19 protein-coding genes are annotated in these 17,724 nt (G+C 41.9%); 6 read left to right on the top strand and 13 right to left on the bottom strand.

The genetic code is table 11. The annotated features are described in order from the left end of the window. Positions 1 to 7: 7 nt before the first annotated feature. The 4 genes from uvsE to B7E06_RS21630 form a co-directional block, all read right to left on the bottom strand. Positions 8 to 964 (bottom strand): UV DNA damage repair endonuclease UvsE, encoded by a 957-nt coding sequence (uvsE, locus tag B7E06_RS20210; protein ID WP_082235674.1) that lies wholly within the window; start codon positions 962 to 964, stop codon positions 8 to 10. Between the two features lie 73 nt (positions 965 to 1,037). Further along, on the bottom strand, positions 1,038 to 1,484 hold the full coding sequence (locus B7E06_RS20215) for a transposase (RefSeq protein WP_143414530.1): 447 nt from the start codon (positions 1,482 to 1,484) through the stop codon (positions 1,038 to 1,040). Positions 1,485 to 1,582: 98 nt separating this feature from the next. After that, on the bottom strand, positions 1,583 to 1,996 hold the full coding sequence (locus B7E06_RS20220) for a nuclease-related domain-containing protein (protein WP_082235676.1): 414 nt from the start codon (positions 1,994 to 1,996) through the stop codon (positions 1,583 to 1,585). Between the two features lie 270 nt (positions 1,997 to 2,266). Further along, entirely contained in the window at positions 2,267 to 2,605 is a 339-nt protein-coding gene (locus tag B7E06_RS21630) for a hypothetical protein (protein ID WP_143414531.1), read from the bottom strand. A gap of 61 nt (positions 2,606 to 2,666) precedes the next feature. Here B7E06_RS21630 and B7E06_RS20230 point away from each other — a divergent pair, with 61 nt between their 5' ends. Next, entirely contained in the window at positions 2,667 to 3,473 is an 807-nt protein-coding gene (locus tag B7E06_RS20230) for a DUF2935 domain-containing protein (RefSeq protein ID WP_082235678.1), read from the top strand. A gap of 34 nt (positions 3,474 to 3,507) precedes the next feature. Here B7E06_RS20230 and B7E06_RS20235 read toward each other — a convergent pair whose 3' ends face one another. From B7E06_RS20235 to B7E06_RS20245, 3 genes are all read right to left on the bottom strand, one after another. Continuing rightward, on the bottom strand, positions 3,508 to 4,332 hold the full coding sequence (locus B7E06_RS20235; protein ID WP_082235679.1) for an aldo/keto reductase: 825 nt from the start codon (positions 4,330 to 4,332) through the stop codon (positions 3,508 to 3,510). A gap of 131 nt (positions 4,333 to 4,463) precedes the next feature. Further along, on the bottom strand, positions 4,464 to 5,270 hold the full coding sequence (locus B7E06_RS20240; RefSeq protein WP_143414532.1) for a DUF4362 domain-containing protein: 807 nt from the start codon (positions 5,268 to 5,270) through the stop codon (positions 4,464 to 4,466). A gap of 22 nt (positions 5,271 to 5,292) precedes the next feature. Further along, complete coding sequence (locus B7E06_RS20245; RefSeq protein ID WP_082235681.1) at positions 5,293 to 6,141, bottom strand: SAM hydrolase/SAM-dependent halogenase family protein; 849 nt, start codon at positions 6,139 to 6,141, stop codon at positions 5,293 to 5,295. 209 nt (positions 6,142 to 6,350) lie between these two features. Here B7E06_RS20245 and B7E06_RS20250 point away from each other — a divergent pair, with 209 nt between their 5' ends. Beyond that, positions 6,351 to 6,782 carry a MarR family winged helix-turn-helix transcriptional regulator gene (locus B7E06_RS20250; protein WP_179134109.1) on the top strand — a complete coding sequence of 144 codons (432 nt, stop codon included), beginning with the start codon at positions 6,351 to 6,353 and terminating at the stop codon, positions 6,780 to 6,782. Positions 6,783 to 6,799: 17 nt separating this feature from the next. On the opposite strand, the gene B7E06_RS20255 is transcribed toward B7E06_RS20250, so the two are convergent. Beyond that, a complete protein-coding gene (locus B7E06_RS20255) occupies positions 6,800 to 7,033 on the bottom strand; it encodes a YuzB family protein (protein ID WP_281249136.1) in 234 nt (77 codons plus the stop codon). 30 nt (positions 7,034 to 7,063) lie between these two features. Beyond that, positions 7,064 to 8,011 carry a bifunctional riboflavin kinase/FAD synthetase gene (locus tag B7E06_RS20260; RefSeq protein WP_082235683.1) on the bottom strand — a complete coding sequence of 316 codons (948 nt, stop codon included), beginning with the start codon at positions 8,009 to 8,011 and terminating at the stop codon, positions 7,064 to 7,066. Positions 8,012 to 8,107: 96 nt separating this feature from the next. Here B7E06_RS20260 and B7E06_RS20265 point away from each other — a divergent pair, with 96 nt between their 5' ends. Then, complete coding sequence (locus tag B7E06_RS20265; protein WP_342743650.1) at positions 8,108 to 8,659, top strand: HD domain-containing protein; 552 nt, start codon at positions 8,108 to 8,110, stop codon at positions 8,657 to 8,659. Between the two features lie 34 nt (positions 8,660 to 8,693). On the opposite strand, the gene B7E06_RS20270 is transcribed toward B7E06_RS20265, so the two are convergent. Beyond that, positions 8,694 to 10,175: a UDP-N-acetylmuramoyl-L-alanyl-D-glutamate--2,6-diaminopimelate ligase gene (locus B7E06_RS20270; RefSeq protein WP_082235684.1), complete on the bottom strand. Its 1,482-nt coding sequence runs from the start codon at positions 10,173 to 10,175 to the stop codon at positions 8,694 to 8,696. Positions 10,176 to 10,432: 257 nt separating this feature from the next. On the opposite strand from B7E06_RS20270, the gene B7E06_RS20275 reads away from it, so the two are divergent. Beyond that, entirely contained in the window at positions 10,433 to 11,899 is a 1,467-nt protein-coding gene (locus B7E06_RS20275) for a UDP-N-acetylmuramoyl-L-alanyl-D-glutamate--2,6-diaminopimelate ligase (protein WP_082235685.1), read from the top strand. A 63-nt stretch (positions 11,900 to 11,962) separates the two neighbouring features. Beyond that, on the top strand, positions 11,963 to 12,625 hold the full coding sequence (locus B7E06_RS20280) for a type 1 glutamine amidotransferase domain-containing protein (RefSeq protein WP_082235686.1): 663 nt from the start codon (positions 11,963 to 11,965) through the stop codon (positions 12,623 to 12,625). Positions 12,626 to 13,275: 650 nt separating this feature from the next. On the opposite strand, the gene B7E06_RS20285 is transcribed toward B7E06_RS20280, so the two are convergent. The 3 genes from B7E06_RS20285 to trxB all read right to left on the bottom strand — a co-directional run bounded on the left by B7E06_RS20285 (position 13,276) and on the right by trxB (position 16,134). Then, entirely contained in the window at positions 13,276 to 14,400 is a 1,125-nt protein-coding gene (locus B7E06_RS20285; protein WP_082235687.1) for an NAD(P)/FAD-dependent oxidoreductase, read from the bottom strand. Between the two features lie 136 nt (positions 14,401 to 14,536). Beyond that, complete coding sequence (locus B7E06_RS20290; RefSeq protein ID WP_082235688.1) at positions 14,537 to 14,992, bottom strand: LPXTG cell wall anchor domain-containing protein; 456 nt, start codon at positions 14,990 to 14,992, stop codon at positions 14,537 to 14,539. A gap of 188 nt (positions 14,993 to 15,180) precedes the next feature. Beyond that, complete coding sequence (gene trxB / locus B7E06_RS20295) at positions 15,181 to 16,134, bottom strand: thioredoxin-disulfide reductase (RefSeq protein WP_082235689.1); 954 nt, start codon at positions 16,132 to 16,134, stop codon at positions 15,181 to 15,183. Positions 16,135 to 16,496: 362 nt separating this feature from the next. On the opposite strand from trxB, the gene B7E06_RS20300 reads away from it, so the two are divergent. After that, complete coding sequence (locus B7E06_RS20300; protein WP_082235690.1) at positions 16,497 to 17,708, top strand: threonine synthase; 1,212 nt, start codon at positions 16,497 to 16,499, stop codon at positions 17,706 to 17,708. Positions 17,709 to 17,724: the final 16 nt, after the last annotated feature.

The raw sequence follows: 17,724 nt of genomic DNA on the forward strand, positions 1-17,724 counted from the left end.
GCGGCTTTTATATATTTACACTTCCCCCGCTTACACGCTTTACTCCACGAATCCCAGCGATTTCTTCCACTATTTTTAATAAAGACCGATCCTTCTGTTTAGCTTCAATCATCACATCCACATCCTGACCTAACTCTTTTAACTGTTTCAAGAAGCCTTTAATAAACTCCAAATCTATAAATTCGGCATGACTCCTCATCTCTTTTTCCGACTTAGGTGAAGAAATATGGAGTTTAGGAGGATGCTCCCGCCCTTCCCAAGTTTGAAAGATTCTTGGCATTAATTCCGATAAGTCTTCTTCCTCCGTATGGTTCGCAAAATAATGATGATAATCAAACATCATAGGGATATTTTCTTTTTCACAAACTTCGAGTGTTTCAGTCGTTGTATAAGTTTTATCGTCATTCTCAAGTGTCATTTGCTGTTTGATGGTTTTGGGAAGCCGTTTGAGATTTTCGTGAAAACGAGCCAGCGTTTTTTTCTTATCCCCATAAGCACCCCCGATATGAATATTAATATACCCCTGTTTATGAAGACCCATCGCTTCAAACAGACGGTAATGATATTCCATATCCTTCACAGCATTTTCTGTTACGTGCGGACGATCACTCGTAAAAAGCGTAAATTGATTCGGGTGAAAGCTGACTCTTAAACCGTGCTCGTTAACGAGCTGGCCGATACTCTCATATTCTTTGGAAAAAGGAGAAATATAGTCAAAATCCACCTCATCATGCGTTGCCAGCGGAACAATGGAAGATGATAGACGATAAAGCGGAATTTGGTGAGCAATATTATAATGCAGAGCTCGAATCGTATTCTCCAAATTTGTACGTGTAATTCGCTCAAGCTGATCCTGTCTTTCCTGTTCAGGAAGCTTTTGATAGCGCGAAAATGTCATCGTTTTTGAAGGGGAAGAATCATATAGATTTAAAGCATTTGCCACATAACCGAATCGGATCAACATAAGGGAAACTCCTTTTATAAAGCATTCTATCTGTATGTTTCCCTTGATAGCTGGTGTTTAAAAGCAGTGTAGCCTATTGGAAAGGAGACAGGGGGATATAATAGGATCTGAACTTCCTGCCGCCTGTTTTCAGAGATTTTAAGTTGGTGAGAATTCTTTTAACAGAGCTTGCTGAATCAACCATTAAGAAGTCCCGTGCGGTATGGTTATTAATCAAGGGAGAAAATAATAATGCATAATCTTCCAGAGTCCTTAAATGTGCTCTTTGATTTCTTTCGCCACAGTCCTTGCACTCCCAGCTTCTTCGATGCCATTTCATATAATTCTCACAATGGGGACACTGAACACCTTTTATAATATCTCGTTTATGAATTCCCATCGTCGCTAATATATCTACTTCCTTTTCCTGATGCGCTTCCTTAAGCTGAAAAGCCAGCTGGGAGATTTCACTTTTTTCGCAGACAACTGGTGTTGTTTCTAATTTATTTATGTAGTTTAAAACTCCCTCACTCATAATCATTGGGCTTTCCTTCTCGTCCCCATTAATCTTTAAAAAAGTCTTATTATTTGTAAGCAACACCAGCCCTTCAACAGGGATGTCCATATTAGAATGCGATCTTATCCAATCTTTGAGCTGCCGCTTATGGCTTTCCATTTGCAAAATAGATCTGGAAAAGCCTCTTCGACTCCATTGTAAGTTCTAATCATCTGGTAGGTACTACGATTTAAACTCAGGCTTCCCGCCAGATTCTTTACTTCAAGAATTAAAATATACTTTCTCGTAAGGATGACCGTATCCATTTGAAAGAAATACTTACTTCCCTTCATTCGGAGATCTTTTATAATGAGATAATCTTCCTCAGGTAAAAAGTCCAAGTAATAATCAATAGACTTTTCCCCTTCATAACCTGCTAAATTTCGTGAATATGCAGCCTGAATCATCGGGTATCTAGTATGAGATTTGGGGAGTCTTCGAAGAAGTGATTGAAGCTTTCTTAATTGGATAGGATAGGTGCGGGGCTTTATGATCAATAGATAACCTCCTTTTTATTTATGATAATAGATTTTTAGGCTGTATTGGAAAAGAGGACGGATTTGCTCTATTACTATATTTCTGTCTGTGCTTTTAGCATTTCTTCCATCACTATTTGACGTTTTCACTTATTCTTTCGGCATTTCTTCTAACTTTAGACATTTTTTTGCAGCTTCTCCTCCCGCTTTCAGCACTTCCTCCTCTCCTTTCGACGCTTCTCTCCCCGTTTTCGGCGCTTCTCCTCTCTTTCGACGTTTCTTTCCCAGCTTTCAGCGCTTCCTCCTCTTCTTTCGACGCTTCTCTCCCCGCTTTCGCCGTTTCTCCGCTCTTTCGACGTTTCTTTCCCAGCTTTCAGTGCTTCCTCTTCTTCTTTCGACGCTTCTCTCCCCGCTTTCGACATTTCTCCCCTCGCTTTCGGCGCTTCTCCTACTTCTTTCGACACTTCTCTCCCGGCTTTCGGCATTTCTCCGCTTTTTGAAGTTTCTTACCCATCTTTCAGCACTTCCTTCTCTTCTTTCGACGTTTCTCTCACTGCTTTCGGCGCTTCCTCCGCTCTTTCGACGCTTCTCCCCTCGCTTTATTCCGATCTCCCCCAGCACCCTCACCAAAACATAACTTTTCCTCATCCTTAATAAAATAGAAAAGGCAAACGAACGAAGGAGGAATATTATGCGTTCATCATATGAAAATGCTGCTTTTTTTGAACATAAATTCTGGCTGCAGATTTTAGGTGACCATGCCCGGTTCATTAGAGATTCCCTTTATCCTTCAGAAAAAGCAACGATCATTACTGCTGAGCAGTATGTTGCTGAGTGGGATAACTTTCTGCAAAAGCTGAAGGACAGGTCGTATCAGGATCTGGCTGTTTTTTCTAAAGAGATTAAAGAGGCGGCCGAGCCGTTTAGAGAATTTAAATTGAACTTGATTGAGCGTCATTTACTGGGAAGAATTAAAATTCACTTGTCACCTACATTTATTAATCATATGGTAAATGAGCTGGAAGAATATTTAAGAGTGCTTGAGTATTTAGAGAAGGGGGAAGTCCCTCCTGTTTTTCATGAACTTCACCATCACTCTCTCTGGCTGCTTGATGCTTCCGGCCATGCGACAGCTATTAATGATGAAATGGACGGGGTTGAGCAGAGGCTGAAGAATAAAAGCCACTTATTTGCTGAGCATTTTAATCAATTCTATCTGAAGGCTGTGGAGCTCACGGGGTATTTGAGAACGAACCTTGAATCCTTTCCGGCGTTAACCCGGTTCAACAAAGAAGTGGAAATGGAGATGGAGATTTTCAAGGCTTTCTTGCGTGAGCTTGAGGAAATGGAACTTTCTGCTGAGGTTTTAAGTACTTTTTCTGCGCTGATGGCAGATCATATGGCCCGTGAGGAATGCTATTACCTTCATAAACTAGCTGAGTCTACCGGCGGATCACCTCCTGGCTGTGATCCAGGAAAACCGAGAACGGGATCATAAAAAAGAGAACGCCTAAGCGCTCTCTTTTCCTTTTTTATCTTACATTCATTTCATTTGGATGAGGACCTTTTCTTTCCCCTTTATCCAGTTGATTCAGCTGGGCCATATCTTCTTCTGGCAGCTCAAAATCAAAGACATCAAAGTTTTCTTCAATCCGGGATGGTGTCACAGATTTTGGAATGACAACTGTGTCATTCTGGATATGCCAGCGGATGACAACTTGTGCTGCCGTTTTTCCGTGTTTATCGGCAATCACTTGGACAGCGTTATTTTTAAGCACTTCGCCTCCCTGCATAAGCGGGCTCCAGGCTTCTACATGAATGTCATTTTCACGGCAGAATTGCTTAAGTTCATTTTGAGCCAGGAATGGATGGCATTCAACCTGGTTGATGGCAGGCTTCACATCACACTCTTCCAGCAGACGCTGAAGGTGTTCTATTTCAAAGTTACATACGCCAATGGCTCTTGTTTTGCCGTCTTTCTGCAGCTGTTCAAGAGCTTTATACGTTTCTACATATTGATCGAATTCAGGAGTCGGCCAGTGAATTAAGTATAAATCTACGTATTCCAGCCCTAGCTTCTCCAGACTTTCGTCCATCGCTTTGATCGTCGCGTCGTATCCCTGGTCTGCATTCCATACTTTTGTTGTAATGAATAACTCTTCCCGAGGAACATTGCTTTTAGCGATCGCTTCACCGACCTGGCGTTCATTTTTATAAACTGCAGCGGTATCAATGGAACGATAGCCTGTTTCAATCGCTTTAGTTACAGCAGGTACAGCGTCTTTTTCTTCGACCTGCCATACGCCAAAACCAAGCTGAGGCATTTCTACTTTGTCGTGTAATTTAAACGTTTTCATTTTCTTAGACCTCTTCCTTTCTTTTGAAGGTTACAGTGGTAGTGTAGCACAGGAGTCTTTCAATCCCCTCTTATTTTGCTCACCTAAAATTATCCCAACAAAAAAACCCGCGCCTTTTTCGGCGGGAGGGTTTAATGGAAAAACTGCTTATATTGTTTTGTTTCTTTAATAATTTCGGCTATGCTTTCAGCCATTTCGGTCATTGCTTCCACATCTTGTCCTTCATCACAGGAAGACCATTGATAGTGCTTTTCATTGCCGTTAATCACTACCCGCAATGAATATTCAGGGGATTCCCTGCATTCATTCGTTACTTCTTTATCTCCAAAATAATTTTCCATAATTAATAATTTATAAAGACGATTTCGTTCTCCATTTGTTAAGTAAAAATTATTTTTCTTTAAGCTTACTAAATCAGCCTGTACAGAGAGAGATTTTTCTTTCGTATCAAGAGACATTCTGTTCTCCATATCATATACAAACTGGATGTCAAAGCTGTCCTGTAGGCCTGCATTATAAGAAATATTCAATATATCAACTTCTTCAGAGCCACACTTTACAATATATACTGTCTTGTCGGCCCTGTCTAAACGGGAAATTGAATCACAAGATTTTTCAATTACTTTTTGATCTCCATACTTATCCTGTGTCGTATCGTGTCTATACTTAACTTCGCCTTTTTCATAGTGAAGCTGCGTAGTGACAGGATCTCCTTCTTGTGTGTACTGGGTCACTTTCACTTTAGCCTCTTCTTGCTGGTCTACACTTCTCATAAAATCATCCAGGTACTGTAAATTCTTTACTTTCCCCTGGTTATCAACAACCTCATTCTCATTTTGTCCAGTCGAATCAAGCGACATGCCGGAGATCTGATTAGAGCATCCGGCCATCAACAATAGCAGAATCACTCCTGCCCATCGAAGATGCCTATAGTTCACATTTCCTACCCCTATTCCTCTTCTATTTCTCTTTGATTTTTCTAAAGATTACCGTCCAATTGGATCCTGTCCTGATATTATAAGCTTTAGCAAAGGATCCTTGATTAATAGCGATCGCCATATTGTCTAATGAATTGACGTAAACAAGTGGTTCTCCTTTGAAAGTATCAGCGAAAGACCGTCCGAAGGTCATATTGTTTTGATAAATGGTATTGCTTCCATGCATTATCTCCACTTCAACTCCTGCGCCGTAAGGAATATCCATTTGTTTAAACAACTCACGGCTGATGTTCGTCCAAAGGTTGCCAAACTGCACATCAAGAACGTCAATCATTCCTTCAGTTTCTTTGTTATTTAACTGCGGTTCTTTTACAGGAAGTGTAATGACACTATTTGCATCGATTACCGGACCTACTTCTTCAAAAGTAATAATGCCCGCAGCTAGACGTGCTCCCGTAAAGGCATAAATATCCCGTCCGTGAAAGGTGTACGATTCTCCTGATCTTGGCAGCCTGTTTACAGATTCATCAATTATTCTTGCCTCTTCTATCCCCTCCGTCCGATTAATGTGGGTGAGCGTACCGTTATCGGGGGTCACTACAAAATGGCCTTCCCCTGTCTTTACGACTATACTTCTCCTCTCAGAGCCTACCCCTGGATCTACTACAGAAACGAAAACAGTTCCTTCAGCCCAGTAGGAAATCGTTTGCCAAAGCCGGTAAGAGGCTTCCCATATGTCAAAAGGAGGAATATCGTGGGTCAAATCATAGATCTTAAGCCCGTGATCAACAGAATGAGCGACTCCATACATCGCGTTCACAGCTCCATCACTGAGTCCGAAATCAGATTGTAAAATTAAGGTCTTGTTCATCTGGTTACCTCCAGTACAATCGCCAATTTATCCTAAATATTTAAAGTAATCATACATAAAGTCGACGAAAAAAACAACGACATTCGTTCGACGTTTTTGGCAATCATCCACGAAAAAGCTTGAAATAGAATAAAAAAGTTTATAAGTCCGCATTGTGGAAGAAATTCGACTATTTTACTATAATAAAAATGATAGAAAGGAGCCGCTTTATGACTAATGATAGTAAATTAACTTTAATTTCAGAGCTTGAAGGAATCTTTCGTAAATTTATCAGAGGATATAGAAGGGATTTAAACGAAAGATTAGGGGAAGGGTTTACAAATAGTGAACTCGCTTTTCTTACAGCTATTAAAGAAAACAATGAGCAGAATGTTTCTAATTTAGCATCTGGACTTAATGTATCCAACAGCCATGCAACTTCCATCATGAACCGACTAGTCGAAAAAGACTTAATAACTAGAACAAGAAGCCAAAAAGACAGACGAGTGGTTGTTTTTGAACTGACCGACGAGGGAAATGACGTTTACTCTCATCTTAATAATAAAAGAGTCGAATATATGCAGGAAAGATTCGAAACACTTTCCACCAGTGATATAAAAGAGTTGATCCGAATATTTTATAAGCTTGAACAAAAAAAATAGACCGGCTGAGCGGTCTTTTATTCTGCATAAAAAGCAAGTTCTTCTTCAATTTTTTGACGTATTTTGTCCAGCGCCTCTTCCGGGGTGCTTCCAAAGACCCTTGTGCCATTTACCATAGCGTATGGTTTTAAGGCACATAGGCCGCAGAAGGATAAACATTCATTCATCAACACAGCTACATCTGGATATTCAGATTCAATAATAGATTCGACATCCATCTCATTGATTAAGTTGCTGTCACATATTTCCACTACAACTACCCCATGGTGAAACTTCTCCTTTTATACCGTGTGATCCAGTCCTAAAATGGCCCTGGCATCCTTTTCATCCTGTTTCATCTGATCGATAAGGGCATCGAGCCCGTCGAAATTCTCTTCTCCTCGCATAAACCGCAGATATTTTACTGTCACTGTCTTTCCATATAAATCACCTGAAAAATCAAGCAGATAGGCTTCCACTTTAAATGATTTCCCACTTACTGTCGGACGGTAGCCTGCACTGATTAATGAATAGTAATGCGCATTGGCTCGGTCGTGATGAACTTCTACAACGCCGAGATAAACTCCCGGCGATGGCTGGACATATTCATCAATCTCCCCTAAGTTTAAAGTAGGAAACCCCAGCTGGCGGCCAAGGGCTTCTCCTTTTTCAACGATACCTGTTATTTCAAAGGGACGACCGAGCAGTCCCTGAGCTGCTTCCATTTGACCGCCGGCCACTAAGGAGCGTATCTTTGTACTGCTTACTTTTTCACTGTTAAATGTAACATGCGGGAGAACGGTTACTTGAATTCCGTGCCTGCCTGCAAGCTCAATTAAACCATCCGTACCTGCATTTCGGCCTTTTCCAAACTTAAAGCCTTCTCCTACAATAATATGGCTGATCGTAAGCTGACCTAAATGTTCAAGAACGAATTGTTCGGGAGTAATTTGAGCGTATTCTTTTGTAAAGTAAACATGGTAGTAACGATCTACACCGGCCTGTTCGAGGAGATCACGCCTGTCCTGAAAAGACGACAATGTCTTTTGATAGTCCTTATCGCCTTTTAATATCCAAAGCGGATGCTCAGAAAAACCGAAGACCGAAATCTCTTCATCTTTCCCGCAGACGGCTCGTGCCTCTTGCAGGAGCTGTTGATGACCTAAATGCAAACCATCGAATTTTCCGATGACTAATACTGTGGACCGGTCATTGACTGGAGGCAAATCCGTTACTTCAATTGTTTTCATTTTTCTGTACTCCCCTTTTTCGCGTTCCTGTGTACTCTATGTTCCATATTATAATCTCCCAAACGTTGATACAACTAATTTGCCCGATGAAAGGAAGTGGCTGATATTCTGGATAAAGCGCAAAAATTTGCTGACTGTGCTCACAAAGGTCAAAAACGCAAAGCCTCTAAGGAAGATTACATTAACCATCCGATTCGTGTAGCTGAAATATTGAAGAAAGCAGGTTCGTCTGAAGAACTGATTTGTGCCGGTTACCTTCACGATGTCGTAGAAGACACCTCATATGAACTGGATGATATAGAAAAAAAATTCGGCCTTAAAGTTCGACGTCTCGTTGCTGCCCATACGGAGGATAAAACGAAAACCTGGCGTGAAAGAAAAGCCCATACGATCACTACCGTAAGAATGGCAGACAAAGAGGTAAAATCTTTAATTGTGGCTGATAAGCTCGATAACCTTTCCTCTATTGAAAATGACCAAAGAAATTTCGGCAATGAGGTGTGGGACTTTTTTAAAGCGGGTTATGATTTGCAGCAATGGTATTATCAATCGATAGATGAACATATGCTTGACGGACTCCCTGAGCAGAAAACACCCGAATTCTTTATGGATTACCGTCGTCTCGTTCAACGAGTATTTTCATCCTAAAAAAGAGGAGCAGCCCCCCTCTTTTTTAGGAGGACTACAGATAGTGTGCTTGAATTATCTCCTCATCAGAATGGGGAATCTCTTTACCCTTAACAATTTGCGCATTGTTAATACAGCCGCTGGTCAAGAGAATAAGGTCTCCTTCCCCGGCCAGCTGCAATGCTTTTAAGACTCCCTCTTTCCTTGTAAGAGCCGTATGGATATTAGGGGCATTCGGCTCTGCAAATCCTTTTACAACTTGATTGACGATCTCCTGGGGATCATGGTAACCCGGGTGGTCTACAGTAACTACTACCTCATCAGCCTGTCCATCAATGGCTGCCGCCATTTTCGGCATCTTATTAAAATCTCTGATTCCAATACCTGCGATCATAAGAATCAGCCGATTATACTTTATCTTTTTAACTTCTTCTACCAAACGGGTGATCGCTACAGGCGTGTGAGCATAATCCAGAATAATTTTTGCTGCATCAGGCGCTTCAATGACCTGGAATCGGCCTTCAGGACTCTCGAGCCTCGGAAGAACATTTATAATCTGCTTCATGGTATACCCAAGTAAAACCGCCGCCCCTGCAGCTGAAAGGATATTAGCAATATTATAGTTGCCAAAGATAGGCACATAAACGGGATAGCACTCACCGAGGTAATTTAAATAAAAGGTTGTTCCATTGTCAGATACATTTATTTCAGAGGCTTTTAGGTCCGCCTCACTTTCCTCTCTCAAACTATACGTAAGAAAAGGACCATCAAACCTTTGGAGAATGTCTGCTCCCATCCCTGCATCATCTAAATTGATAACAGCACATTTTGTCTGTTTAAATAATTGCAGTTTACATTTCTTATAATGATCTATTGTTTTATGGTATTCTAAATGTTCTTCTGAAAAATTTGTGTGGATGGCTACATCATAAAGAATCCCTTCCACTCTCATCTGATCAAGAGCGATAGAAGAGACTTCCATTGAAACGGCCTTGTCGCCGTGCTGTTCAAGCATATGAAAAATTTGATGAAGGTCGATGGATTCAGGGGTAGTGGGAGTGCTTTTTCTATAGGCTATCTTTTCTTTTGAGGTCCAGATGCCTGTCGTTCCAATCAAGCCAGTCGGCATGTTAAGAAGGTTGAGAAGAGAGCGGACATAAGAAGACACTGTCGTCTTGCCGTTTGTCCCCGTAACTCCAATAGTTTTCAGCGTTTCATCTGCTCGATGATTGAAATGCTTCGCTATATAAGCCATTGCTTTCCTGACATCTTTCACTAGCAAAAAACTGCAGCATGGATATTTACGGCTCCACTTTTGCAAGTCTTCCTCCTTGTCGCTTACCACTGAATTCGCACCGCTCTCAATTGCTTCTTCAACATAGCAGTTACCATCTGTATTCTCTCCTCTTATGCAGAAGAACATGGAATCTTTACAAACATTTTTAGAATGAAACATTAATGCGGTCACAGTTTGTATTTGTGGGCCGAAACATTTTACTATACCCAAAGATTTTAGTTGATTAAAATTCATATTCATCTTATCATTCCCTCACGTGTTTCTTTTTTGATGAATGGAGTGTTATGTTTTTGCAGACTCTGTTAATAAGAAAAAACAGAGTGATATGTAAAAACAGCCTTGCTCTCTTTTAGTATGAGCTTTATCTTTTTATTTTATAAAGGCGCTTTTCACTAAAACCAGTCTCTCATATCATATCAAAATAAGCCCGGGGCTATTTCTATTGATAGTATTTAGAATAGCACAATCCTAACCTGTAAAGGCGTGAAAAAATATCCATGAAGTTAATCGACCTCTTAGAAAACATAACCGTAGAAAATAAAGTAGCTCCTGACTTTTTAAATCTTAAGATTAAAGGGCTGACCGACGACTCCACTCTAGTTGAAAAAGGCAGTGCTTTTATTGCAATTAAAGGCTATCAATCCGACGGGCATCTCTTCATTGATGATGCTATAGAAAGAGGAGCTGCCGTCATCTTTGGAGAGAAGCCCATCTCAAATAAACTTTCGGTACCTTATGTTCAAGTTCCCAACAGCCGCCAGGCGCTTGGCCGATTATCCGCCGTCTATTATGATCATCCTTCAAGAAAGAAGCTGATGATAGGGATCACAGGTACTAATGGGAAAACAACGACGAGTTATATGGTCAGACACATTCTTGAAAAATTTGGAAATACCTGTGCGCTTATCGGCACTATCCAAAACATTATTAATGGAGAAAGACATAAAACGATTAACACAACACCAAACCCGCTTATCATCAATCAGGTTTTAACTGAGAGTACAGATGATTATGTTGTTATGGAAGCTTCCTCCCAGGGGCTATCGGAATTTCGATTAGAAGGAATAGAATTCGATGCCTGTCTCTTTACCAACCTCTCCCCGGAACATTTGGATTATCACGGTTCTTTGGAAAAATATTTTGAAGCGAAAAAACAGCTTTTCCATAAATTAAAGAAAAATGGGACTGCACTTATTAATTATGATGATGAATTTGGCAAGAGGCTGGCTGAAGAATTGGCTTCAGATGGAATAAAGGTAAAAACGTTCGGCCAATCCGAAGGAGCAGATTATCAAATAAAAGACCTGTCATCTTCACCTCCCGCTCATTTGTTTATTGAAGACCAAAGTCAATGGTTAAAGCTGCCTTCTCCAATCGCCGGTTACCATAACTTATACAACTCTGCTTTAAGTTATATTACAGGCAGAAGCTTTTCCATCCCTTCTGCTGCTATTATTCAAACAATGGAAACCTTCCCCGGAGTGGAAGGACGCTTTAATATCTATAAGCTGGAGAACGAAGTCTGTGTAGTCATTGACTATGCCCATACAGCGGAAGCCATCTTAAATTGCCTGCAGACCGCGCTGGATTCCACCGAAAATCGCCTCATTCATATTTTTGGATTCCGAGGCAATAAAGATAAGGAAAAACGCAGTGAAATGGTAAAAATAAGTGCAGAAATCAGTGATATGTTCATTCTGACTTTAGACGATCTTAATGGCGTCTCATCCAGCGGTATGGTGGAAACCCTGGAAATACTTCAAGAAACGTACGGGAACGAAAAAGGCTCTATCATTCCTGACCGGACTTCTGCGATCGAAAAAGCTCTAACTATGAGTAAGCCGGGAGATTGGATTGTCATTACAGGAAAAGGACATGAAGAATACAAGGAGACCTATCGACATCCTGTAACCTCTGATAAAGAAGCCATTCAATACCTTTCAAAACAGAAATTCGAGGTTTGATCTTTTGAAACCGAGGGAATGAGATTTTCGTGAAGATAAACAGTGCTTAGGAGGTATGACAAAATGACCAAAAAAGTTCTTATGGTAGTAACAAACCATGAAAAAATAAACGAAGAGACACCCACAGGCATCTGGCTTTCTGAATTCGGTGAAGCCTATAATGAATTTAAGCAGCACGGATACGAAGTAACAGTAGCCAGTCCGAGCGGCGGACAATCACCCGTTGACCCAAACAGCGTCAGTGAAGATGAGCCTCAGGAAATTCTTGATACGAAAATCCATTTAGAGGACACGCTTCCAATTGCATCTGTTTCCGCTGAAGACTTTGATGCAATATTCCTTCCCGGCGGGCACGGAACCATGTTCGATTTTCCAAAGAACGAAAAACTACAGGAACTGCTTCGTAGCTTCTTTGAATCCGATAAAGTAATCGGAGCGGTCTGCCATGGTCCTTCCGCATTTGCAGAGGCTAAGCTTTCTAATGGAGAGCCGCTCGTTAAAGGAAAACGATTGAACGCATTTACGGATACGGAAGAGGCTGATACAACGCTTGATAAGCACATGCCATTCCTTCTTGAAAGCCGTCTGCGTGAGCTTGGAGCTGTATTCACTTCTTCAGCCAACTGGTCAGAGCATGTGGAAGTTGACGGTAAACTGATAACTGGTCAGAATCCGCAGTCTACAGTTGCTGTATCAAAAGAATTTGTAAAACAGCTGCAGCATTAAGAGCTGTGTTTTTTAAAAGCCGCGGGGAATTATTCTCCCGCGGCTTTTTTGTTGTCTATTATTAGAAAGTGATCAATGGGGAGAAAGGCTGGACCGTTTACTTCAGTTGGAGAAAAGCGGCTGGGAAATAACTCGCTTTCCGCGGGGAGCCGGTGAGCTAGCTCTTTTCACTCGCGGATGGAGTCTCACCATTTCCCATGGGGAGAACGGAACACTGTAATCTGCTCTCTAATGGGATTGATCCTCTCTTTTTAAATGTTCCGTTCCTCAAAAAAACGTAAAGGGCCGGGGGGAACGGCGAGACTCCTATGGGAGGATAGAACAGGGTGAGATCCCGGAGGGCTAAAAGCCCGAGGAAGCTCACCGTTCACCCATGGAAAGCGAGTTGTTTCCCCAGGTCCGGTTCTTTTCATTAAGGTAAACGGAACCGATCAGCCTAGAACATAGGCAAGATCCCGGAGGGCTAAAAGCCCGAGGAAGCTCACCGTTCGCCCATGGAAAGCGAGTCGTTTCCCCAGGCCCGGCTCTTTTCATTAAGGTAAACGGAACAAGAGGCTACTTTTTTGAGAATCAAAGGATCCTTCTGTGAAATAAGAACAGGGAAAACCCCTTAAAGAATTAACTTCTCTAAGGGGTTTTACTCATTATCTTTATTTCTTCTTAGCTAACGCCAGATCAATTTTATAGTTTTCCGAATCAAGCTCCGTTTTCTCTCCCAAAGCAAGCCTGGCAAGTTCAGCACCGATATATGGCCCTGAAGTTAATCCTGAAGCGCCTAAGCCATTTGCCAGAAACAGACCGTCATAGCCGCGCAGACGTCCAAACACAGGCAGGGAGTTGGGGGTAAACGGCCTAAAACCCATTCGAGTTTCTAAAAAAGTACCTTTCTCAAGGCCTGGAGCCACAGCTAACACCTTATGGAAGATTTCATGAAGGCCTCCGGCTGTTATTCGTGTATCAAATTTTTCTTTCGTTTCATGTGTCGCCCCCACAACGACCCGTCCGTCATCAAAGGTTAATAAATACTTATTCGTCGGAGGCATTACAACTGGCCAGCTGCACGTATCTGTTTCCGGCAACTCTAAATGCACAATCTGGGCTTTTTGCGGATGGACAAGAAATTCTTCACCTAATGGAAGCACCAGCTTTTTAGCCCATGCACCAGCCGTTACGATCACTTCATCAGCCTCAATCGTTCCAGTCTCTGTATACACACCAGTGATTTTGTGATCCTCTACTTTTAAAGATGCGTCTGCCTTAATAAATTGGACGCCTTTTATTTTAGCGGCGCGAATCAGCGCATTACGCATCGCGCGCCCATCAACTCTTGCCACTCCACTGATAAAAACGGATCCATATTCTTTATCGAGCACAGGGAACATTTCATTCGTCTGTTCAGGGGACAGCCGCGTAATTTCCCCCATTTCTGGAGCGGCGTTTCGGCGTTCGAGAGCTAGCTGATACATTTCTTCCAATTTTTCTTCTTCTTTATGAAGACGCAGTGCTCCTACGCGCTTGTAACCTGTCTCCGTTTCGCCCATCGCTTCCAATTTCTCTATCAGCTCTGGATAATAACGGGCTCCGCCTTTCGCGAGCTCATACCATGCTTTATTTTTACGCTGGGACAGCCAAGGACAAATGATTCCAGCCGCGGCGTCTGTAGCCTGGCCGACATCCTTTCGATCAACCACCTTCACTTCTGCACCTTGCGCTGCTAAGTGGTAAGCCGTTGAAGCACCGAGGATTCCAGCACCTATAACAATATATGACTTCACATGTAACACCTTTTCTATAGTAAATTTCATCTATTTTTCATTTTACAGGATGAAAAGGCATTTGACGAATGAGGAAAAACAACAAAGACAGGCTGACGGAGCAGCCTGTCTTTGTTCAGGGGTGGTTTCGTATTATTTAATTCAGTTTTCTTTTACGAATAAATAATAATCCGCCTGTCCCTAGAAGCAGAACACCCATCAGCATCATCAGCGGATTGCTGGTCGCTGTATTTGGAAGCTCTCCTCCTTCATCTGCAGAGGTTCCGTCTCCATCATCAGAGGAACCTGCGGCTGATTCGTTGTCTTCTGAATCCTCTGAGTCAGAATCTGATGTATCTTTACTTGCATTATAATCATCCCAATCTCCCTGAGTTGTTTCACATGGGAGGTTATCACTATCACGATCTAAGTCTGAAGGGTCATTGTTTTCATCATATCCATGAGAATCCCAGAATTCCATTACTTCCTGCTTATTTGCAAAATCATCACAGTTCTTATCTTCATCTCCATGGTTTGCCAGTGCTGTACCCGATCCCAGAAAAATACCTGCTAAAAAAGCCAAGCTGCAAAAAGTCATCCATAACTTTCTCAAAATCAATCAGCTCCCTTTTAAGTATATTCCACCCCTCTTGTGCGCCATTGTACAGCAGCAAAAGGCAAAAGTATACAGAAAAGAGTGAATTATCCAATTATTTTTGTCGATTTTTACAGAATTCAGAAACAGAATTCCTGAAAATTAAAAACCCCAAATACCTTCAAACAGGTTTTTGGGGTCCATAATTAAGATAAGCTTTGGCTCCAGTCAATGGCTGCTTCACCTTCAAGGAAACGTTCAGCATCCATAGCTGCCATACAGCCTGTTCCTGCGGCTGTAATCGCCTGTCGGTAGTTCTGATCCTGCACGTCTCCACATGCAAAAACACCGGGTATATTCGTGTTAGTAGTTCCTGGTTCTACTATCAGATAGCCTTTTTCGTCCATATCCAGCTGTCCATTGAGGAACTCCGTATTTGGGTTATGACCGATGGCTACAAATATTCCATCTGTCTCGATAACCTCTTCTACTCCGCTGTCGGAATCCTTCACCTTCACTCCGGTGATTTTCATTCCGTCAGAAATCATTTCAACAGGAGTTTTGTTTAAAGCCCACGTAATCTTCTCGTTGACTTTTGCACGGTCCTGCATAATTTTTGAAGCCCGCAGTTCTGTACGGCGATGGACAATTTGAACTTCATTCGCGAATTTGGTCAGGAAATTAGCTTCTTCCATGGCTGAATCTCCGCCGCCAATGATGACAACTTTTTTATTTCGGAAAAAGAAACCATCACATGTAGCACATGTACTCACACCTTTTCCTATATTCTCTTTTTCTCCAGGAATCTCAAGCAGCTTGGCAGATGCCCCTGTAGAAATAATGAGCGTCTGTGTCTCCAACTCTCCCAAACCATCTACAGACAATTTGAACGGTCTTTGATCCACTTTCACATCTGTTACCCAGCCGCGTTTAAATTCAGCTCCAAAGCGCTCTGCCTGCTTTTTCATATTATCCATTAACTCAGGACCCATAATTCCATCAGGAAACCCCGGGAAGTTCTCTACCTCAGTAGTTAAAGTTAATTGGCCGCCCGGCTCCGGGCCTTCAATTACAAGCGGGTTCATATTCGCCCGCGCTAAGTAAACCGCTGCCGTTAAACCAGCGGGACCTGTACCTAAAATAATAGATTGATGTGTCATCTTTAACTCCTCCTTTGTAAAATGCAGCATTCAGTTAAATTAAAAAATTTTAGTCATCTTGTTTTATAGAGGCATTCTTTTTCCTTTACCTTCAATTATTCTAAGTATGCCCCGTTCAATTCATATCATTTAAGATAGAATCGATTCAGGCTGATTAAAAGGATTTCTCGCCTTTTTTATCCCATACCCTTTTTTATTTATACTACACGTTCTAATATAGAATGCTGTCATTTCCTTTACGAAGCTACACTATTAAAAGACTCCCCCGTGCCTTTATTATCAAGACATTGATCAAACGTTTAACCAATATCTTCCCGGCTATGATACGCTAAAGCCATAATTACATAAAGGAGGATCTTTAAATGAGTTATAGTTATATGTCCCATCTTTATTGTCCAAAGTGTTCAAAAACGTATTCTGCAGATGAAGAGAACCACTTATGTACATGCGGTTCTCCCCTCCTGGTCGACTATAAGCTTGAAGAACTCTCTAAGGTTTTTTCACCTGATAATCTCGTCAAAAGACAGCCGGATTTATGGCGCTATCACGAATTGCTGCCAGTTAAAGAGGAAGAAAACAAAGTGAGTTTAGGCGAAGGCATGACTCCTCTTATAAAATGTCCATCACTCGGTACAAACATGGACATTCCGAACCTGCTTATGAAAGATGAAGGTGTAATTCCAACAGGTGCTTTTAAAGCGAGAGGAGCCGCCGTCGGGGTATCAAAAGCTAAAGAGCTTGGCGTGAAAGAGCTGGCAATGCCTACAAACGGAAATGCCGGAGCAGCATGGTCGCTTTATGCAGCTAGAGCCGGTATGAGCTCTACTATTGTTATGCCAATTGATGCTCCGAGCATTACACGAAATGAATGTGCTTTATCGGGAGCAAATTTGTATCTCGTTAATGGATTAATCAGCGATGCGGGGAAAATTGTAGGAAAAGCTTCTGCTGAAAAAGGGTTGTACGATGTTTCCACTTTAAAAGAGCCTTACCGCATTGAAGGAAAGAAAACGATGGGCCTGGAAATTGCTGAACAGCTCAATTGGGAGTTTCCTGATGTCATCCTTTATCCTACGGGTGGGGGTGTCGGCTTAATCGGTATTTATAAAGCACTCAAGGAGCTGCAGCAGTTAGGCTGGGTATCGCCAGAACAGAAGCTCCCTCGTCTTGTTGCTGTTCAATCAGAAGGGTGTGCGCCTATAGTTGAAGCATGGAAAGAAGGTAAGCATGAATCTGCCTTCTGGGAAAACTCTGAAACCATTGCCTTTGGCATAAATGTCCCAAAAGCAATAGGTGATTTTTTAGTTCTTGATGCATTGTATGAAACAGACGGCTGTGCTGTAGCCGTAAATGATGACGATCTTTTAAAAGAACAAAAGTGGATTGCGGAGCTGGAAGGTTCCTTTGTCTGTCCTGAAGGAGCTGCCGCTTTTCTGGCTGCACGCCAATTAAGACAGGAAGGCTGGATTCAAGCGAACGAACAAGTGGTTGTTTTAAATACAGGAGCCGGCATTAAATACCCTGATACTGTGGATATTGAAGTTCCGACACTTGAGCCTGGTGATTCGTTATAATACTATTTTTCCAGGA

Origin of the sequence: Halobacillus massiliensis (assembly GCF_900166625.1) — a bacterium.
GTDB classification, from domain to species: Bacteria; Bacillota; Bacilli; order Bacillales; family Halobacillaceae; genus Halobacillus_A; species Halobacillus_A massiliensis.